General features: G+C 52.5%; 15 protein-coding genes. 13 read left to right on the top strand and 2 right to left on the bottom strand.

The genetic code is table 11. The annotated features are described in order from the left end of the window. Nucleotides 1-8 precede the first annotated feature (8 nt). Complete coding sequence (locus FPZ49_RS21130) at nt 9-770, bottom strand: IclR family transcriptional regulator (RefSeq protein WP_144850655.1); 762 nt, start codon at nt 768-770, stop codon at nt 9-11. Nucleotides 771-997: 227 nt separating this feature from the next. Between FPZ49_RS21130 and FPZ49_RS21125 the strand changes: the two genes are divergently transcribed. From FPZ49_RS21125 to FPZ49_RS21105, 5 genes are read left to right on the top strand one after another with little or no spacing between them, the layout of a single operon-like run. Then, on the top strand, nt 998-2,116 hold the full coding sequence (locus FPZ49_RS21125) for an ABC transporter substrate-binding protein (RefSeq protein ID WP_144850653.1): 1,119 nt from the start codon (nt 998-1,000) through the stop codon (nt 2,114-2,116). Nucleotides 2,117-2,127: 11 nt separating this feature from the next. Beyond that, a complete protein-coding gene (locus tag FPZ49_RS21120) occupies nt 2,128-3,228 on the top strand; it encodes an ABC transporter ATP-binding protein (protein WP_144850652.1) in 1,101 nt (366 codons plus the stop codon). Then, entirely contained in the window at nt 3,225-4,082 is an 858-nt protein-coding gene (locus FPZ49_RS21115) for an ABC transporter permease (RefSeq protein WP_144850650.1), read from the top strand. The genes FPZ49_RS21120 and FPZ49_RS21115 overlap by 4 nt, the downstream gene beginning before the upstream one ends. Beyond that, on the top strand, nt 4,079-4,882 hold the full coding sequence (locus tag FPZ49_RS21110; RefSeq protein WP_144850648.1) for an ABC transporter permease: 804 nt from the start codon (nt 4,079-4,081) through the stop codon (nt 4,880-4,882). The genes FPZ49_RS21115 and FPZ49_RS21110 overlap by 4 nt, the downstream gene beginning before the upstream one ends. 18 nt (nt 4,883-4,900) lie before the next feature. Next, nucleotides 4,901-6,043, top strand: coding sequence for a M20 family metallopeptidase (locus tag FPZ49_RS21105; protein WP_144850646.1), 1,143 nt, complete (start codon nt 4,901-4,903; stop codon nt 6,041-6,043). Nucleotides 6,044-6,361: 318 nt separating this feature from the next. Here the strand turns inward: FPZ49_RS21105 and FPZ49_RS21100 are convergent, their stop codons facing one another. Continuing rightward, nucleotides 6,362-7,396 (bottom strand): polysaccharide deacetylase family protein, encoded by a 1,035-nt coding sequence (locus FPZ49_RS21100; RefSeq protein WP_186445976.1) that lies wholly within the window; start codon nt 7,394-7,396, stop codon nt 6,362-6,364. Between the two features lie 318 nt (nt 7,397-7,714). Between FPZ49_RS21100 and FPZ49_RS21095 the strand changes: the two genes are divergently transcribed. The 8 genes from FPZ49_RS21095 to FPZ49_RS21060 all read left to right on the top strand — a co-directional run bounded on the left by FPZ49_RS21095 (nt 7,715) and on the right by FPZ49_RS21060 (nt 17,022). After that, on the top strand, nt 7,715-8,215 hold the full coding sequence (locus FPZ49_RS21095) for a TRAP transporter small permease (protein ID WP_144850642.1): 501 nt from the start codon (nt 7,715-7,717) through the stop codon (nt 8,213-8,215). Then, a complete protein-coding gene (locus FPZ49_RS21090; protein ID WP_144850640.1) occupies nt 8,212-9,507 on the top strand; it encodes a TRAP transporter large permease in 1,296 nt (431 codons plus the stop codon). Before FPZ49_RS21095 ends, FPZ49_RS21090 begins: the two co-directional genes overlap by 4 nt. 119 nt (nt 9,508-9,626) lie before the next feature. Further along, the gene (gene dctP, locus FPZ49_RS21085) at nt 9,627-10,673 is read left to right on the top strand and encodes a TRAP transporter substrate-binding protein (protein ID WP_144850638.1); all 1,047 of its coding nucleotides are present in this window, start codon (nt 9,627-9,629) and stop codon (nt 10,671-10,673) included. A gap of 71 nt (nt 10,674-10,744) precedes the next feature. Then, nucleotides 10,745-12,604: a sensor histidine kinase gene (locus FPZ49_RS21080; RefSeq protein WP_144850636.1), complete on the top strand. Its 1,860-nt coding sequence runs from the start codon at nt 10,745-10,747 to the stop codon at nt 12,602-12,604. Further along, nucleotides 12,597-13,337 carry a response regulator transcription factor gene (locus FPZ49_RS21075; protein ID WP_144850634.1) on the top strand — a complete coding sequence of 247 codons (741 nt, stop codon included), beginning with the start codon at nt 12,597-12,599 and terminating at the stop codon, nt 13,335-13,337. The genes FPZ49_RS21080 and FPZ49_RS21075 overlap by 8 nt, the downstream gene beginning before the upstream one ends. Before the next feature lie 512 nt (nt 13,338-13,849). Continuing rightward, nucleotides 13,850-15,184, top strand: coding sequence for an ABC transporter substrate-binding protein (locus FPZ49_RS21070; RefSeq protein ID WP_144850632.1), 1,335 nt, complete (start codon nt 13,850-13,852; stop codon nt 15,182-15,184). Nucleotides 15,185-15,310: 126 nt separating this feature from the next. Further along, nucleotides 15,311-16,192 carry a carbohydrate ABC transporter permease gene (locus FPZ49_RS21065; RefSeq protein ID WP_144850630.1) on the top strand — a complete coding sequence of 294 codons (882 nt, stop codon included), beginning with the start codon at nt 15,311-15,313 and terminating at the stop codon, nt 16,190-16,192. Beyond that, nucleotides 16,189-17,022, top strand: coding sequence for a carbohydrate ABC transporter permease (locus FPZ49_RS21060; protein WP_144850628.1), 834 nt, complete (start codon nt 16,189-16,191; stop codon nt 17,020-17,022). Before FPZ49_RS21065 ends, FPZ49_RS21060 begins: the two co-directional genes overlap by 4 nt. The last annotated feature ends 31 nt before the right edge of the window (nt 17,023-17,053 follow it).

Here is a 17,053-nt window from a genome sequence, read left to right as displayed (position 1 = left end):
TATTCACATCACGATTTTCCCCGAAAGCCCAGTTGATTCGAAATGTCCTTGGTAGTCGTTACCACATGTTGGATAAAGGCATCCAAATGAGGTTGAACCCGATCCGTCGGGCCGATCATGCTGATGGAAGCGTTGACGGTCCCGTCCGCATCGAAAATCGGTGCGGCGATCCCGGTGACGCCGACGTTGCGCATATTCGAGCTGACCTCGTAGCCATTGGCACGAATGCGGTTGAGCCGTTCTTTGATTTCCTCCGGCGTGGTCATCGAGTACGCGGTAAACGTACGGATTTCCTCCGATAGAACATGGTCGATAAAGCGATCGTCCCGAAAAGCTAGAATGGAGCGTGCAGCCGATGTGGCATATAACGGGAATCGCCGGTATGCGTCAACGTTGAAGCGGATGGGATGCTTGGATTCGATTTTGTCCACATAGATGGCTTCGTATTGATCCCGGGCACAGAGGCATACGAACTCCTGCGTTGTATCCGCAAGCGTTTGTAATAACGGCTTGGCGAATTCCGCCAGGTTATGATTCGTCAGAACCTTATTTCCGAGCTCTAGCAGCGTATATCCAAGAGAATATTGTTTATTGGCTGGATTTTGTTTTATAAAGCCTTCGCTTTCAAGCGTCATCAGCAGCTTGTGAACGGCTCCCTTGGAGAGCTGAAGCTGACGGCTGAGCTCGCTGACACCCAGCTCCTTGTCGGAATCGAGAAACGCTTTCATCAATTTACAGCTGTTTTTAACGGAGGATAAATGATTGTCCATAGGGGATCCAATGCTCCTTATGAGTGGGCAACCGCGGCCGAGTGACATTTTCAGATGGAGTGTAACATAAACGATGCTATTTTCATAGATAAACTTGCATTGCAAGAAATCCCTAAAAATGCATTGCGTTACAAGGCATTTGCATGATAAGATTTTACCATATTCACATATAGAAAACAACGTTCACATATAGTGAACAAATTTTGACGAAATTAGGGAGGATTCATATGAAAAAATGGGGTTCGATTTTTTCTGTCGCTGCACTCTTCGCTTCTTTGCTCACAGGCTGTGCTACTTCTGCGCCAAAAGCGGTAGACACTTCCTCGGGGGCGGCAGCAGGTAACGCGCCGGCCAATGCCACTTTAGCGCCGGAGAAGCAGCTCGTTGTAGCCGGCAACGGAGCAACGGTTGAGCAAATGATGAAGGATGACATTTTCAAGAAATTCAACGCGAAATATCCGGATGTAAAGCTAACCTATGTCTCCGGCGTATCCACGGAAATCGTCGCCAAGGTGAAAGCCCAGAAGGCGTCCCCCCAAATCGATGTCACCGTAATCGAAGGCGGAGAGCAGGAAGGCGGACGCGTGGAAGGCTTGTGGGAGCCGCTTTCCGATAAGGACATTCCGAATATCAAAAAAGTCGGCGCGGATTTGAAAGTCAAGGATAACAGCGGGGTAACCGTCAATTTTACGCCCATGGGCATTTCTTATAATGCGGAGATGGTGAAAGCGAAGGGGCTGCCGATTCCGCAATCGTGGAACGATTTGGCTAAGCCTGAGATGAAGGGGAACCTGAGCATCGCGGAAATTTCGAGCAACTTCGGACGTTCCGCCCTGATCATGCTGGCCTACGCGAATGGCGGCTCGGAGAAAAATATGGACCCCGGCTTCGAGAAACTGAAAACGATCGCAGGCTACATGCCGACCTTCGCCAAAACGTCCGCGCAGCTGCAGCAGGATATGCAGAACAAGACAGCCGCTTATACCACATGGACCATGGCCAGAAGCTTGGTGCAAAAGGATGCGGGCTTGAACCTGGAATTCGTCATTCCTAAAGAAGGAGCCAACCTCGTTCCGAACGTCGCCACCATCGTCAAAGGGGCGAAGAGTCCGAATGCGGCGAAGCTGTTTATCGATTTTCTGTTGACCGATGAGATTCAAACCCTATACGGCAGCAAGCTGTATTACAATCCGGCCGTGAATGTCAAGCTTCCGGATGATTTAAGCAAAAAGCTGAGCTTCGACCGCAGCAAGGTCGTCAACTTCGATCTGGAGGTCGTCGGACAGAAAACACCGGAGTGGCTTGACCGCTTCAATAAAGAAGTAGCTCCTAAAGTCGGAAAATAAGGTGAGGCCCCGTGAGCAAAAACATTGACGTCGAATTGAGAAACATCCAGAAAAGGTTTGGCTCCAACGTGGTTGTAGATAATTTCAATATCCAAATCGAGCAGGGAGAATGCGTCTCCTTTCTCGGCCCGTCCGGGTGCGGGAAGACGACGACGCTGAATATGATCGCCGGCTTCCTGGAGCCCGATCAAGGTGAGCTGCTGATCAAAGGGAAGCGGATGAACGGCGTTCCGTCCAACAAACGGGAGCTCGGTATGGTGTTCCAGACCTATTCCCTCTTTCCTCACATGACCATATTTGAAAATGTCGCGTACGGGCTGAAGCTGCGGAAGGTGCCGAAGAGTGAAATGACTGCGCGAGTGAACAAAGTGCTGGAGCTGGTCAAGCTTCCCCATGTGGCGGAGCGGTACCCTAAGCAGCTGTCCGGCGGGCAGCGGCAGCGGATCGCCATCGCGCGTGCACTCGTCACCGAGCCAACGCTTCTGCTGCTCGACGAGCCGCTCAGCAATCTGGACGCCAAGCTGCGCGAGGAGTTGCGCGATGAGATGAAGCGCCTGCAGCAGGAGATTGGAGTCACGACGATTTTTGTTACGCACGATCAAGAGGAAGCGCTCTACATGTCCAATCGGATTGTGGTGCTGGACCATGGGAAAGTGGAGCAGATCGGCACGCCATGGGACATCTACAATCGCCCGGCCTCGGAGTTTGTACACACCTTTATCGGAAAGTCGAACCGGATGCTGGGGGTTATTGAGAAGGTGGACGACAGCGGGCTTCGGCTAAGATCCGATGCCGGAATCCAATTGTTCGGAGACCTTCGCAACAAAGTCGGTCCCGGAACGAGCGTCTCCATCTATGTAAGACCGGAGAAAATTACGCTTCATCGCGAGAACCGCGGAACGTCTGGTGTCAATCGGGTCAACGGGACGGTGAAGCAGACCTCTTTCCTCGGCGCCTATACGGAATGCGAAGTCGAGGTCGGGAAATATTCCATTATGGTGCGTATGCAGAGCACACAGCAGGAATCGGCCTTAGCTTCTGGTCAAGAGGTCTATCTGGAATGGAAGCCGGAGGACGTGTTCGTATTCCCAAGAGAGGGGCAAGGATCATGACGCAGGATCGTAGCCGTCTGACACGAACCGCGCTTCTGCTGCTCGGCCCCGCCTTGGTCGTGCTGCTCGGCATTTTTCTGCTTCCGATGCTGTACATTCTGTTGCTGAGCTTTCAGGATAAGCATGAGCATTTTTCATTCGAAAATTACTTGTTGTTCGTGAACGATCCTTACTACGCCCAAATCCTATGGCGGACGGTCAAGCTGAGTCTGTATACCGTGATCGTCTGTTTTCTGCTCGGTTATCCGGTGGCGATGTTTATGGCCCAGACGACAAGCAAAATGCGGGGCATCATTACCTTCCTGATCATCGCGCCCCACCTCGTCAGCGTCGTCATTCGGAACTTCGGCTGGGTTATTATTCTCGGGGAAAAAGGACTGATCAACAACGTGCTGCTGAAGCTGGGCATGATCGAGAAGCCGCTCAAGCTGATGTATAACGAGCTCGGCGTCGTGATCGGGTTGACCGATTCCCTCATCGTGTATATGATCCTGGCGATTGCTACCAGCCTGTATCAGATTGACGGCTCTTTGTATAAGGCGGCGGGTATTCTTGGCGCCGGCAAGGTGCGCACTTTCTTCACCGTCGTGCTTCCTCTGACGCTGCCCGGGATGCTGGCCGGAGCAACGCTGGTGTTCAGCTTGTCCATGAGCTCATTTGTAACACCGGCTTTAATGGGCGGGACATCGGTGAAGGTGCTTCCGGTCATCGCATATGAGAAAATTATGACCCAACTGAATTGGCAGCTGGGTGCCGCGATGTCGTTTCTGCTGCTGGCGTCCACGGTCGTTCTCGTGACCTTGTTTACCCGGCTTGTGGAGACGAAGCGTTATAAAGAGGTGTTTTCCTCATGACAAAAAAGAACGGGCTGCTCGGCACCATTACGTTTCTCGTTGTGCTTTTTGTGATCTCGCCGTTGTTAGTCGTCATCCCGACCTCCTTCACGTCGGTGAAATACTTGTCGTTTCCACCTGTGGGCTTCTCCGGCATGTGGTACGTCAAAATTTTCGACCGTCCGGAATTTACGGAGTCGTTCCTCTTTAGCGTTGAGCTCGCCGCATTGACGGCGGTCATTTCGACCCTAATCGGTACGCTTGCGGGGCTTGCGTTAAGCAAGTACAAATTTCGCGGCAGCGGCTTCATTAACGGTCTGCTGCTGTCGCCGCTTACAGTGCCTGCGCTAATCATCGGGATTGCGCTGCTGCTGTTTTTTACTCGGGTGGGGATTGCCGGCACGTTTGCGGGCTTGCTGCTCTCTCACGTCCTGATATCCATTCCGTATGTCGTGCGCCTTGTATTAACGGGGCTGAGCAGCTTCGATTACACCCTTGAGCGGGCAGCTTATATTATGGGAGCCAAGCCGATTCATGTCTTCCGGGATATTACGCTGCCGCTGCTGAAGCCGGCGATCATGTCGGGGATGATTTTTGCCTTCCTGACCTCGTTTGACAATGTGACGGTATCGCTATTTTTGGTTTCTCCTTCCACGACGACGCTGCCGCTCGCGATTTTCAGCCATATGCAGGAGTCGCTGGATCCGCTCGTAGCTTCCATCTCGTCGGTTGTCATTTTACTAAGTCTTGTCTTTATCATCTTATTGGAACGCGTGTATGGTTTGGACCGTCTGTTCGGCTCCAATTCGCAATCCCACTAACGGAGATGCATTACAACCATGTCATTCAACTTAACCGAACAAATCGAATCCTATCTCCCCGAGCTGCTCGATCTGCTCGAGGAAAGCGTCAATATGGACTCGCCGTCCAAGTGCAAGGAAGCGGGCGACCAGATGGCGGATTGGTACGCGCACCATTTTACCCGTCTGCTCGGAGGACGAGTCATCCGGGTTCCACATCCGGTGGCAGGAGATCGGCTGCTGTGTGAAGTGGGCGACGGCGCTGCACAAATCCTGCTCGTTGGCCATTACGATACCGTATGGCCACTCGGTGAGGCTGCCCGCCGGCCTTTCCGCATCGACAACGGCAAGGCATACGGTCCCGGCGTCTATGACATGAAGGCGGGGCTGCTGCAGGCGATCTTCGCGCTGAAGGCTTTGCAGGACATGCGCCGCTTTCCCGCGGGCAAACGGGTTGTGCTGCTCATCAACAGCGATGAAGAGATCGGCAGTCCTACGTCCCGGGACTGGATCGAACAAGCTGCGCGGCAATCGGCGGCCGCGTTTGTGCTAGAGCCGCCGATGGAGCCTAGCGGTGCGCTTAAGACGTCCCGCAAAGGGAGCGGCCGGTTTAAGCTTATAGTGAAGGGCATTTCCGCCCATGCCGGGGTTAACCCGCAGAAAGGCGTATCCGCCATTCAGGAGCTGGCCTGCCAAATTCAGAGGCTGCATGCGATGACTGACTTTCAGCTGGGTACGACGGTAAACGTTGGCGTAGTGCAGGGGGGCATCGGCAGCAATGTGGTGGCAGACCATGCCGAAGCGGAGATCGATGTCCGGGTCGCCACGCTGGAGGAATCGAAGCGGATCGAAGCGCAGCTTGTGGAGCTGGCGCCATTTCTGCCGAATGCCGAAATCCGCGTTACGGGAGGCATGATCCGGCCTCCGATGGAACGGACGGAAGAGACGGCTTCGCTGTTTGCCTTGGCGCGTGAGATATCCGAGGCGGAGCTGGCCGTTTCGCTGGAGGAAACCGCGACGGGCGGTGTAAGTGACGGTAATTTTACAGCGGCCGTCGGCACACCGACGCTGGATGGTCTGGGCGCACGAGGGGATCATGCTCATTCCCCGCTTGAGTATGTGCGCATCGATGAAATTCCGCTGCGAACAGCGCTGCTGGCTCGGCTCATCGAAAGCTGCTGAGAGAATGTCAAAGAGGTCAACCAGCCAGAAACGGCTGGTTGACCTCTTATTGGTTTATAAGCGGACTGTGATATGACGCTCTACGTAATCATCCGCCAAGTCAACGAAGGTGTCTGCCCCGACCTGCAGCGTTCCATCCGCAGCGTGTTCGTGCTCGGGCTCTTCCTGGGGAATTTATGTATCAATTGAAAGAATTTCACCCGGACTGAGCCATATGAGAAGCCACGATTTCATTGGTTGAACGGTCCTTGATTGTTGATAAATAGGCTTTCTTTCTTGAGCCATAAAATAAATAAGTGATGTCCGTCGGCTGTACATTTACTTCCTAGGATCATCGTAGCCGGCCAGCTTCTCGATTAAGACATCGCCGCTAATATAAGGCATGCCTGCGTTTACCCGCCTAAGTAAATGATCGCCAGGCCCATTGATGCCCTCGTTTGTCGTTGCAAAATAATGGATTCCTATGCTTCCCGCCAAGTCCAGCAGCTCTTGATTGTACTCGCCATGAGGGAAGCTTAGGATGGGGAGCTGCTTGCCCAGCTTTTGCTGCAGCAGCACATTGGACAGCATCAAGTCGGCCAACACCTTGGTACGATATTGCTCCTCCGTCTCCAAATTATCGGTACCGTCGATATACACTCGGTTAGCCAGGGGCGATACTTGATTTCCGTTCGCTCCAGTTTGCAGCTCGTGGAGGTTGTAGGAGTGGGAATAAAACGAAAATCCTGAGCAATTCATCTCCTGCAGCTGCGACCAGTCCAAAAACCTGAAATCGCCGTCGTGTGTGCCCAGATCGTTCACAATGACAAAATCGGTGGCGGTTATCCCCCGCTGCCTCAAATCGGGATAAACATAACGATAAAATGAGCTGTATCCGTCATCGAAAGTCAATACCACAGCATTGGGTGGCAGGTCATTAGTCCCCTCGAGGAAGGATATCAAGTCTTCAAGCGAAACCACGTTGTAGTGGTTGGCCTTCAGAGCATCCAGGTGAGCTTCGAATTTTTGCGGAGAAATGGTAATATCCGATTCGGTGGGATCAATATTGTGATACAACAAAATCAATGCTTTGCCGGTATAGTGAATTTGACTGGTATCAGGCACTGCTGCAGCACTTGTCATATTCCCGGGATTTGGGCACCTCACGCTAGCTTCGCTCGGTAGCGGCCGGAAGGATAAATAAATCGGAAGCTTCCACAGGGGGGAAGGGAGTAAAGTGGGGACAACCATTGGCAAGTAAGAGAGGGGAGAACCAGCCGAATCCAAGCCGGTCACGAATCCATCCGCGAAGACGGTCTGAACGCTCGAGAGGTAAATCAGCGGGAGAACAGCCGCCCATTGAATACACTTCATTATGATACTCCTTAGCTTCATAAGTGACCCTCCAATTCCCTTCTGTTGTAACCTCCATTTTAATTCCAAATTATTACTTTATGATGAATTAATGGATTACGATAGTGTGGAGCTGCCGCTAGGGTAGCTCCTTTTTTTGAGCATTGATGTAACGGAAGTTATCTTCAACTACGTTGTTTGTAGAGCGGCTGATTTTTTTGTGCCCACCTAAAAAAATTACAAAAGAATCTAAAACGAAAAGCGTTATCTTCGGAACTGTAAGCCTTTACAATGAGGAGGATCATAAACAAAGAGCAAAGAAAGGGGTACATAAGTGAGATGAAGACGTTAAAGCGAATCGCGCTGGGCATCGATAGTGTGTTCGAGAACTTTGCGCTGATAGCCCTCGCCTCGATGACGATCATCGTCACGATTCAGGTCATCACCCGCAAATTGTTTAACTATGTGTTCTTCTGGTCGGAGGAGGTCACGCTGCTCCTGATGGTCTGGTTCTCGTTCATGGGGATTGCCATTGGGTTCCGTGAAAAGCTGCATATGGCCATGGATAGCGTCACGAAGTTTTTTCCTGCGCGTGTGAACTGGGTGCTGGACAAGGTGATCGATATCTGCATTTTTTTATTCGGGCTTTATTTGGTAGTCAACGGCTGGGAGTTCACCGTACTTATGAACGAGTCCACGCTGCCTGCCACTCAGCTTCCTAACAGTGTGCAATATGTGGTCATGCCCATTACAGGGGTAATGATCTGTGTCTATTCCCTGCTTCAGCTCCTTGGGATCGACACCAAAAGACATCATGGAATCGAGGAGGGATCTGAATGATCAACGCAACTGCTATCGCCATTCTTCTACTCAGCTTCGTCGTTCTGATCGTGCTTCGGTTTCCGATCTCGATCACGCTGGCAGGCTCTACACTGATTACGCTGATCTATCTGGACATTCCATGGGTCGTCGTCGGTCAGCGCATGATTCAGGGTATTAATTCGTTTCCGCTGCTAACGATTCCGTTCTTTATCCTAGCCGGACAGATAATGAGCGCCGGGGGCATGGCCGTCAGGCTCGTGAACTTTGCGCAACTGTTTGTCGGGGCGGTGCGAGGCGGTCTGGCGATGGTGAATTGCGTCGCTTGTATGTTTTTCGGCAACATTTCGGGCTCAGCAGTGGCGGATGTCTCTTCGATCGGTTCCGTTCTCATCCCGGCCATGAAGAAAAAAGGCTATGACGCGGATTACGCCGTTGCTGTCACGACCTCCGCCTCGATCCAAGGCGTCGTGGTCCCGCCGAGTCACAATCTGGTGCTGTATTCCATCGCAGCGGGCGGAGTCTCAATCTCCAGCCTTTTCTTAGGCGGCATTGTTCCTGGGCTTTGCTTATTGTTCACGCTCATGGCCGTATCATATTTCATAGCCGTTAAACGAGGTTATGCCAAAGGCGAGCCTATCCAATGGGCGGACGTGCCCAAAATTGTCCGCGACGGCTTCCTCTCTTTGCTGACCGGAGTGATCATTCTCGGCGGCATCTTAAGCGGCTGGTTCACCGCCACCGAATCGGGCGCCATGGCGTGTGCCTATGCGTTCATCCTGACCTTTTTCGTGTACAAGGATGTCCCATTGAGCGGATTTTACTTGATTCTTAAGCGCACGTTTCGTACGGTTGCTATGGTGCTATTTTTAATTGCGGCATCGGATGCCTTCGGATGGATTCTTGCCTACCTGAAAATTCCGGCGCTGGTCACCGATCTGTTTCTCCATATTTCAAGCAATCCGATGGTGATTTTGCTGCTAATCAATGTGCTGCTCTTGCTCCTGGGCTTTCCGATGGATATGGCGCCGATGATTTTGATCATGACTCCCATTCTGCTGCCCGTCGTTACGTCGCTCGGTATTGATCCCGTCCATTTTGGCATCATTCTGATTCTGAACTGTGGGATTGGGCTCATTACTCCGCCGGTTGGAACAGTCTTGTTCGTCGGCTGCGCCATCGGCAGGGTATCGGTGGATCAAGCGACGAGGGCGTCGTGGCCATTTTTCTTCGCGATGTGTGTGGTGTTAATGCTAATCACCTATATTCCGGACATTTCGCTGTGGCTCCCGCATCTCGTTAATGGGAAATAACGGAAGCTAAAATAATTACAAAAAGACATAAAATGACTCACATATGCATTGAATGCGCTTGCAATTATACTGAAGTACGAGAGCAGGATAAAAATATGTTTTCTAAAGGGGAGAAGGATATGAAGAAGAAAATGATCATCGGGTCCGTGGCCGCTCTGCTGCTGGGTGGGGCTGTTCTGACAGGCTGCGGAAGCAGCACTACTACGAATTCGGGAAATAATCAGGGAGCTGCGGGGCCCGCTAAGACGGAGGATAAAAAGCCAACCTTAACCATGCGCCTAGCTGATACGCACCCTCCAGACTATCCTACCGTACTAGGGGATAAGAAGTTTGCGGAGCTGGTGGCCCAAAAGTCAAACGGACGGATCAAAATCGACGTGTTCCCTTCCTCTCAATTAGGCGAAGAAAAAGCGGTCGTGGAGCAGGTGCAGCTCGGCGCTATCGAGTTCACGCGGGTCAGCACCGGCGTCGTGGCGGACTTCAGCAAAGCGATGGGGGTTTTCAGTCTCCCGTACATTTTCGATAATGAGGAGCATGAGTGGAAGTTCCTAAACAGCGCCGAGGGCAACAAGCTTCTGGATAGCTTATCCGCATCGCGATTCGCCGGTTTGGCCTATTACGATTCCGGGGCGCGCCATTTCTACAGCCGTAAACCAATCACGAAAATCAGCGACCTGAAGGGGCAGAAAATCCGCGTCATTCAAAATAAAATCAACATCGACCTGATCTCTGCGCTGGGCGCCAGCGCAACGCCCATGCCGTACGGCGATGTTTTCAGCTCTCTGCAGACCGGCGTCATAGACGCGGCGGAGAACAACTGGCCGAGCTTCGATACGTCAAACCATTACACCGTAGCGAAAAATATGATTCTCGATGGTCACCAGCGCGTACCGGAAGTGCTGATGATGAGCAAGGTCGCTTTCGACAAGTTGTCGGATGAGGATAAAAAGCTGGTGAAGCAGGCCGCTCAGGAATCCGTGCAGTATCAACGGGACGAGTGGAAAAAGTTCGAGAAGAAGTCCGAGGAGAAAATTCGCGCGGCCGGCGTGACGATCACCGAGGTGAAGGATGTGAAGCCTTGGCAGGATGCCGTGAAGCCGACCATCGACAAGTATCGCGCTGAGTATAAAGATGTGCTGGACGCTATCGACAAAGCCAGAAAATAATCATAAAATTGTACGGGGGGCCTATCATCAGGCTCCCCTTTTGTGCCAAAGAATCGAGGGGGCGGAAGGACATGTGGAAGCAGTGGCAATCTATCTATCGAGGCATCCTGAGAACGATCCTGCTGCGCGATCTTCCGCTGACGAGCAAGCTACTCGTGTATTCCGGTTTGCTCATTGTCGTGCCGATGTGCTTCATTGGCTTTGTATCCTACATTCGTTCCTCAGATGTGCTGGAGAATGAAGCCAAGCTATACAGCTGGCAGATCATTGAGCAGGTCAACACGCATGTCGGATATTACGTGAACGATTTTGAAATCAGCATTTTGAAAATCGTCAACGATCCGGTCATGAACGCATTAACGAAGATTAGCTCCAAAGAGGAGCTTGAGACGAGCGGTATGCAGGATGACGTCAAGCAGGTGCTAAAGCAGGCTGCGTATTCCCGCTCCGATATTTCCAATATCACGGTAGTGCTTGAGCAGATCCAGACCTTTGATGTGTGGAGTACGCCAAATGCGATTCGGACGAACGACCCCCAGAACGAATATTGGTATTCCAGCGTTCCCCGAGGGTATGAGCCTAAGATTTTTACCCGGATGATCCGGATCGACGACCGCAAGGAGCAGGTAATCTCCATCGCCAGGCGCTTGGTCAGTCCGCTCACCCTGCAGCCCATCGGAATGATCATCATCGATGTGAATTTTAAGCGGTTTCAGGAAATTGCCGAGAAGGTAACGATCGGTCGTACGGGCTACATGTACATTTTGGATTCTGAGGGGCGATACGTCTATCACCCGAATTTTAATTTCCTAGGCTTGCCGGCGGAATTTGAGAATTTGCCCAACATTCTGACAAGCGACAGCGGATCGTTCGTAACCACCTCCGGCGCGAAGCGGCTGCTCACCTACGCGCATTCGTCTTTTCTGGGGTGGACGCTGGTTACGTCGATCCCTTACTCCGAGCTGCTGCAGGGGACGGCCTACATCCGCCACACGATTTTTCTCACGGTATGCATTACGTTATTCGTGGCGGCGATTCTCGGGATTGGCTTAGGCAGCAGCATCATCCGGCCAGTGAAGCGACTCGCTCGCTACACAAGACGAGTGGAGGCGGGTGACTTTACCGGCTCCGTGGAAGTCGAATCCAAAGACGAGATCGGGCTGCTCACCCATAGCTTCAACCGGATGGTGGGGCGGCTGCGCAGCTTGCTGGATGAAGTGTATTTCTCCAAGCTTAGGGAGACGGAGCTGGCGCTGCGACAGCGGGAAATTGAGCTCAAAGCACTGCAATCGCAGATGAATCCGCATTTTCTGTATAATTCGCTGGAGACGATTCGAGGGATGGCGCTCGAGCAATCGGTCGATTCGATCTCCGATATTACCGGTGCGCTGGCACGGCTCTTGCGCTATAACCTGAAGCAAACGTCGCAGACGGTTTCCTTGAAGCAGGAGCTTTATTTTGCCAAGGTGTATTTGCAAATTCAGAGCTTCCGCTTTGAGGATAAGCTGGAGGTGGAGCTGGACGTACCGGAATGGGCGCAAAATCAGCTCATTGTCCGATTCTCCCTCCAACCGCTGGTAGAAAACTGCATCGTGCACGGGATCGAGCCTGCACTAGGTATCACGAGAATTCGTATTTCCGCCTTTGAGGGCGAGGGGAATACCTTTGTCGTCCAGGTCAAGGATACCGGGATGGGGATCTCGGAAGAGCGGCTCGCGGAAATCCGCCAAAGCTTGCGCGAGAAGGATGTCATGGACGGCGGACCCAGCATCGGTATTGTCAATGTGCATCGCAGAATCCAGTATTTGTTCGGAGCAAGTTATGGCATTACCATCGATAGCCAGGCAGAGCAGGGGGCCGTCGTGCAAATTCGTTTGCCGTTGACGGGCTTGACGAGCTTGACCGAAGAGAGGAGAACGAACGTTGTATAACATACTGCTAGTGGAGGATGAACGCTGGGTGCGAACGGCCGTGAAACGGACGATCGAGCGGACGGAGCTTCCTTTTCAGGTAGCGGGGGAATGCCAGAATGGCTTGGAGGCGCTGGACTGGCTTCGAGACCGGGACGTGGATCTTGTGCTTGCGGACATTCGGATGCCGGTGATGGACGGCTTGACTTTTCTCTCTCAACTTCGCGAGCGCGAGTGCATGGTATCCGTCGTCCTGGTCAGCGGTCACGATGATTTTAAATACATCCAGCAGGGGCTGCGTCTCGGGGTGTTTGACTACTTGCTTAAGCCGGTAGAAGTAGAGGAGATGAAGGGCTGTCTCGTCAAATGGATGGAGAACGTGGGGAGTCAGAAGCCGGCCAAACCGGAAGTCAAGGATGCACAGGAGCTGTCTCCGGTCGAGCTGGTCCTGGAGCTCATTGCCGAGCGGTTGCCCGGAGAGATTACCTTAACGGACGCGGCGGCTGCGGTCCATCTCAATCCGAGCTATTTGAGCCAGCTATTCAAACAGCGCATGAATCAGACCTTCGTTGACTACGTGTTACACGCCCGCATGAATGAGGCGGAGCGATTATTGACGCATACATCGCTTCGAGTTTCGGAGATTGCCGATCGGCTCGGCTACGCGGATGTGGCTTATTTCAGCAATACGTTCAAGCGGCTCAAGCATTACACCCCTTCGGAGTACAGAAAACGATTGACGGGTATTGGATGAACCGGGTGCTGCTGAGAGAATGTCAAAGAGGTTAACCAGTCCGAATCAGTTGGTTACATTTACGGAGCTGGTCATTTGATTAAATCCATAGAAGAGCATCAGGGAGCTGGCTTAATGGCAGCTCTTTTTCGTTGTTGAAGTAACGGGTACGAGATAGCATGGCGATGGAACCGCCCCATCGCTTCTTTTAGTTTCAGTACACATCGCCCAGAGCTACTGGGCGAATAAGAAAGGATTTTATGTAGAGTCGTAGGAGATGATAAGCGTGTATTTCATAAGCGAGGATCATAAGAAGAATTATGAGCTCAATTCATATTCTTAAGAGGGCATGAATCAGACTTTAACCTTTATCAGGGAAGTTTTCATTCATTTCGCGTTATCGATGTTTAATCTCCGTTATTTCTTCGAACGCTATAATCACTTAAGCTTAGTCTATCGGCAAGAACAAAGCATTACAGGGGGCTAGCCGAACAAAGGAAGCTCGGCTTACAGCTTAAGGGAGGATAAAGAAGATGAAAACATCTGTAAAGCGCTTACTCGGCGTAGGGCTTACAACCGTTATGGCGACAGGCATGCTGGCAGCCTGCGGAGGCGGTAACAATACACCGTCGGGAGGCGCACAGGGACAAGCCGCTCCAGGCGCCAAACCTTTTCAAGGCAAAACGTTGACGCTCGTGACTGCCAACCATCCGTGGGGCGAAGCGATCAAGCCGCTGCTGCCGAAGTTTGAAGAGCAAACAGGCATGAAGGTGGAAGTGCAGAGCTTCTTTGAGGACCAGCTGACACAGAAGCTGACCGTTCAGTTTACGACCGGATCGACGACTCCGGACGTGTTTATGTACCGCCCGCTGCAGGAGGGCCAGCTCTTTTACAAGAACGGCTGGGTTCAACCGCTCGACGACTATGTGACGAAGGACCCGAGTTATGATTTCGGCGATTTCACCAAGGCGGCTGTAAGCTCTACAACTGTTGACAAAAAGCTGGCCGGCGTTCCGATCATCACGGAGCAGGAAATTCTGTATTACCGTAAGGATCTTCTGCAGAAAGCCGGCATTGCCGTCCCGAAAACGATGGACGAGCTCGTCGCCGCTGTCAAGAAGCTGCATGATCCGAAGAACGAAATGTATGGCTTCGTGGCGCGCGGTCAGCGTTCGCCGCTGATCACGCAGGTATCGTCGTTCCTCTACTCGGAAGGCGCGGACTTCATGAAGGACGGCAAAGCGACGGTCAACTCGCCTGAAGCGATCAAGGCGTTCTCGACCTACGCCGATTTGCTCAAAAACTACGGCCCTCCGGGCGTGCTCAACATGTCTTGGCCGCAGGCGATCGGTATTTTTGCTCAAGGCAAAGTTGCATTCTATACCGATGCGAACTCGATCTACCAGAATGCGACTGATCCGTCGAAATCGACGATCGCCGATAAAGTGGGCTTCGCGGTATTCCCTAGCGGTTCCGCCGGCTCCAAGCCTTACAACATTACCTCCTGGGGCCTTGCGATGAATTCCAAGTCCGCGAACAAAGACGCCGCTTGGGAATTCATTAAATGGGCGACGAGCAAAGAGATCGTGCTTCAGACGCAGCAAAAAGGAAACCCCGGTGCCCGAATGTCCGTATGGGATAAACCGGAAGGCACGACCGGTTTCCCGGCCGAACTCGTACCTGTCATCAAGGAATCTTCCAAGGGCGGCGTCGACCATGATCGTCCGACCGTTATCAGTGTAGGCGAAGCCCGCGACGCGGTAGGCGCCATAGTACTGAAGGCGATGACCGGCGAAGACATTAAAGCGGCCGCCGAGCAGGCGAATAAAGAACTGCAGACCATCATCGACAAGGACAATTCGAAATAAACGGCTTTATAGGGAACGAACAGGAAAGTGTCTTCGCGGCAAGCCTTGTGCGGCACCGAGGGGGCACTTTTCTCTTCTTCCGGACAGTCTGACGATATCAAAGCAAACCGAAAGGGGTTGGAAAGAATGCCGACCAGCTGGTTCGACCGCAACATCAAATGGATCTACACCTTGCCCGCCCTGTTGTTCGTTCTGCTCATGATGGTGTTTCCCATTGCGTATACGGTGAGAATCAGTTTTTATGAGTGGAGCATGTCGGCGACCACGCCGCCGAAATGGGTGGGGCTAGCGAATTATATGGCACTGTTCAAGGACGAGCGCTTCTGGCACGCCGTAATCTCGACGTTCCAGTTCACGCTGTTTGCGATCGTGCTGCAAACGGTGCTCGGCGTTGCGATCGCCCTACTGCTTAACCGCGAATTCATGGGCAAAAACCTCATCAAAACGCTGTTCCTGCTGCCGATGGTCGCAACACCCGTTGCGATGGGCCTTGTCTGGCTTCTCATTTATGAGCCGTCTATCGGGGTGGCGAATCTGCTACTGAAATCTCTCGGCCTACCGGCCCAGCTGTGGCTGGCTTCGCCGACCCAGGTCATTCCGTCGCTCGTGCTGATCGACGTATGGGAGTGGACACCGATGATCGCGCTGATCGTCATGGCGGGCTTGTCGACGCTGCCCTCCGATCCTTATGAGGCTGCTGACGTGGACGGTGCAACGCTGTGGCAAAAGTTCGCTTACATCACGCTGCCTCTTTTGCGACCGACGATCATCGTAGCAGTTATGCTGCGTCTGATCGACGTGCTGAAGACGTTCGACATCATCTATTCGACGACCCAAGGCGGTCCGAACCTCGCGTCTGAGACGCTCAATCTGTATGGATACGTACAGGGTTTCCAATACTTTAAATTAGGCATGGCTTCGTCGCTGCTCGTCATTTTCTTCGCCCTCGTCATGGGCCTTACGTTGCTTTTGATATGGGTACGCAAACGACTGGAGGTGTCGGTATGACGGCCATATCGGTGAAAAAGAAACAACGGCGGCTGAACTTCCTGTATTCCGCGTTAACCGTCATCGTGCTCTTCTCCTTCGCCTTCCCGTTCCTGTGGATGCTGCTCGCCTCCTTCAAGACGCAGGCGCAGATCATGTCGACCAAGAACTTCCTGTTCTTCGCGCCGACCGGCAAAAACTATGCCAGTGTATTTAGCCAGTATGCCTTTATGAAGTTCATCATTAACAGCTTTATCGTGGCGGTCGGCTCTACGTTGGGCTCGCTTCTGCTAGGTTTGCCGGCAGCGTACGCAATCGCCCGGTATAAGCTGCAGGGTCTTGGCCTGGTGATCTTGGTCGCAAGGATCATTCCGGGGATTACGTTCCTCATTCCCTGGTTTATCATTTTCAATAAAATGGGACTCATCGACACGTACGCTTCGCTTATCTTGAGCCATATGCTGGTCGGTCTGCCGTTCATCATTTGGGTCATGATCTCGTTCTTCGAGGGGCTGCCCACCGAGATCGAGGAAGCCGGCCTGATCGACGGCTGTACGAAATCGCAGGTGTTCCTGCGGATCATTCTGCCGATCTCGGGGCCGGGCGTCATTACGTCATCGCTCTTGTCGTTCATCTTTTCTTGGAACAACTTCATGTTTTCTATTATACTGGCAGGAGATAAAACGAAGACGCTGCCGATCGCCGTATTCAACTTCATTTCTTACTCCGAAATCAATTGGGGCGCATTAATGGCTGCCGCCTGCATCATTACGCTGCCGGTGCTGATTATCGCACTGCTCGCTCAGCGTTATATCGTAAGCGGACTTGCAGCAGGCGCGGTGAAGGGGTAATACGGTCCGTACGGCAGGGTGCAACTCGCGA

This window comes from Paenibacillus cremeus, assembly GCF_007786445.1.
GTDB lineage: Bacteria > Bacillota > Bacilli > Paenibacillales > NBRC-103111 > Paenibacillus_G > Paenibacillus_G cremeus.
This window is presented reverse-complemented; position numbering and strand designations above follow the sequence as displayed.

Bases quoted from the DNA above. Each gene is read 5' to 3' on its own strand.
- FPZ49_RS21125 (WP_144850653.1), top strand. From the start codon at position 998: ATGAAAAAATGGGGTTCGATTTTTTCTGTCGCTGCACTCTTCGCTTCT.
- FPZ49_RS21115 (WP_144850650.1), top strand. From the start codon at position 3,225: ATGACGCAGGATCGTAGCCGTCTGACACGAACCGCGCTTCTGCTGCTC.
- FPZ49_RS21130 (WP_144850655.1), bottom strand. From the start codon at position 770: ATGGACAATCATTTATCCTCCGTTAAAAACAGCTGTAAATTGATGAAA.
- FPZ49_RS21100 (WP_186445976.1), bottom strand. From the start codon at position 7,396: ATGAAGTGTATTCAATGGGCGGCTGTTCTCCCGCTGATTTACCTCTCG.
- FPZ49_RS21080 (WP_144850636.1), top strand. From the start codon at position 10,745: ATGTGGAAGCAGTGGCAATCTATCTATCGAGGCATCCTGAGAACGATC.
- dctP (WP_144850638.1), top strand. From the start codon at position 9,627: ATGAAGAAGAAAATGATCATCGGGTCCGTGGCCGCTCTGCTGCTGGGT.
- FPZ49_RS21070 (WP_144850632.1), top strand. From the start codon at position 13,850: ATGAAAACATCTGTAAAGCGCTTACTCGGCGTAGGGCTTACAACCGTT.
- FPZ49_RS21090 (WP_144850640.1), top strand. From the start codon at position 8,212: ATGATCAACGCAACTGCTATCGCCATTCTTCTACTCAGCTTCGTCGTT.
- FPZ49_RS21060 (WP_144850628.1), top strand. From the start codon at position 16,189: ATGACGGCCATATCGGTGAAAAAGAAACAACGGCGGCTGAACTTCCTG.
- FPZ49_RS21095 (WP_144850642.1), top strand. From the start codon at position 7,715: ATGAAGACGTTAAAGCGAATCGCGCTGGGCATCGATAGTGTGTTCGAG.
- FPZ49_RS21065 (WP_144850630.1), top strand. From the start codon at position 15,311: ATGCCGACCAGCTGGTTCGACCGCAACATCAAATGGATCTACACCTTG.
- FPZ49_RS21105 (WP_144850646.1), top strand. From the start codon at position 4,901: ATGTCATTCAACTTAACCGAACAAATCGAATCCTATCTCCCCGAGCTG.
- FPZ49_RS21110 (WP_144850648.1), top strand. From the start codon at position 4,079: ATGACAAAAAAGAACGGGCTGCTCGGCACCATTACGTTTCTCGTTGTG.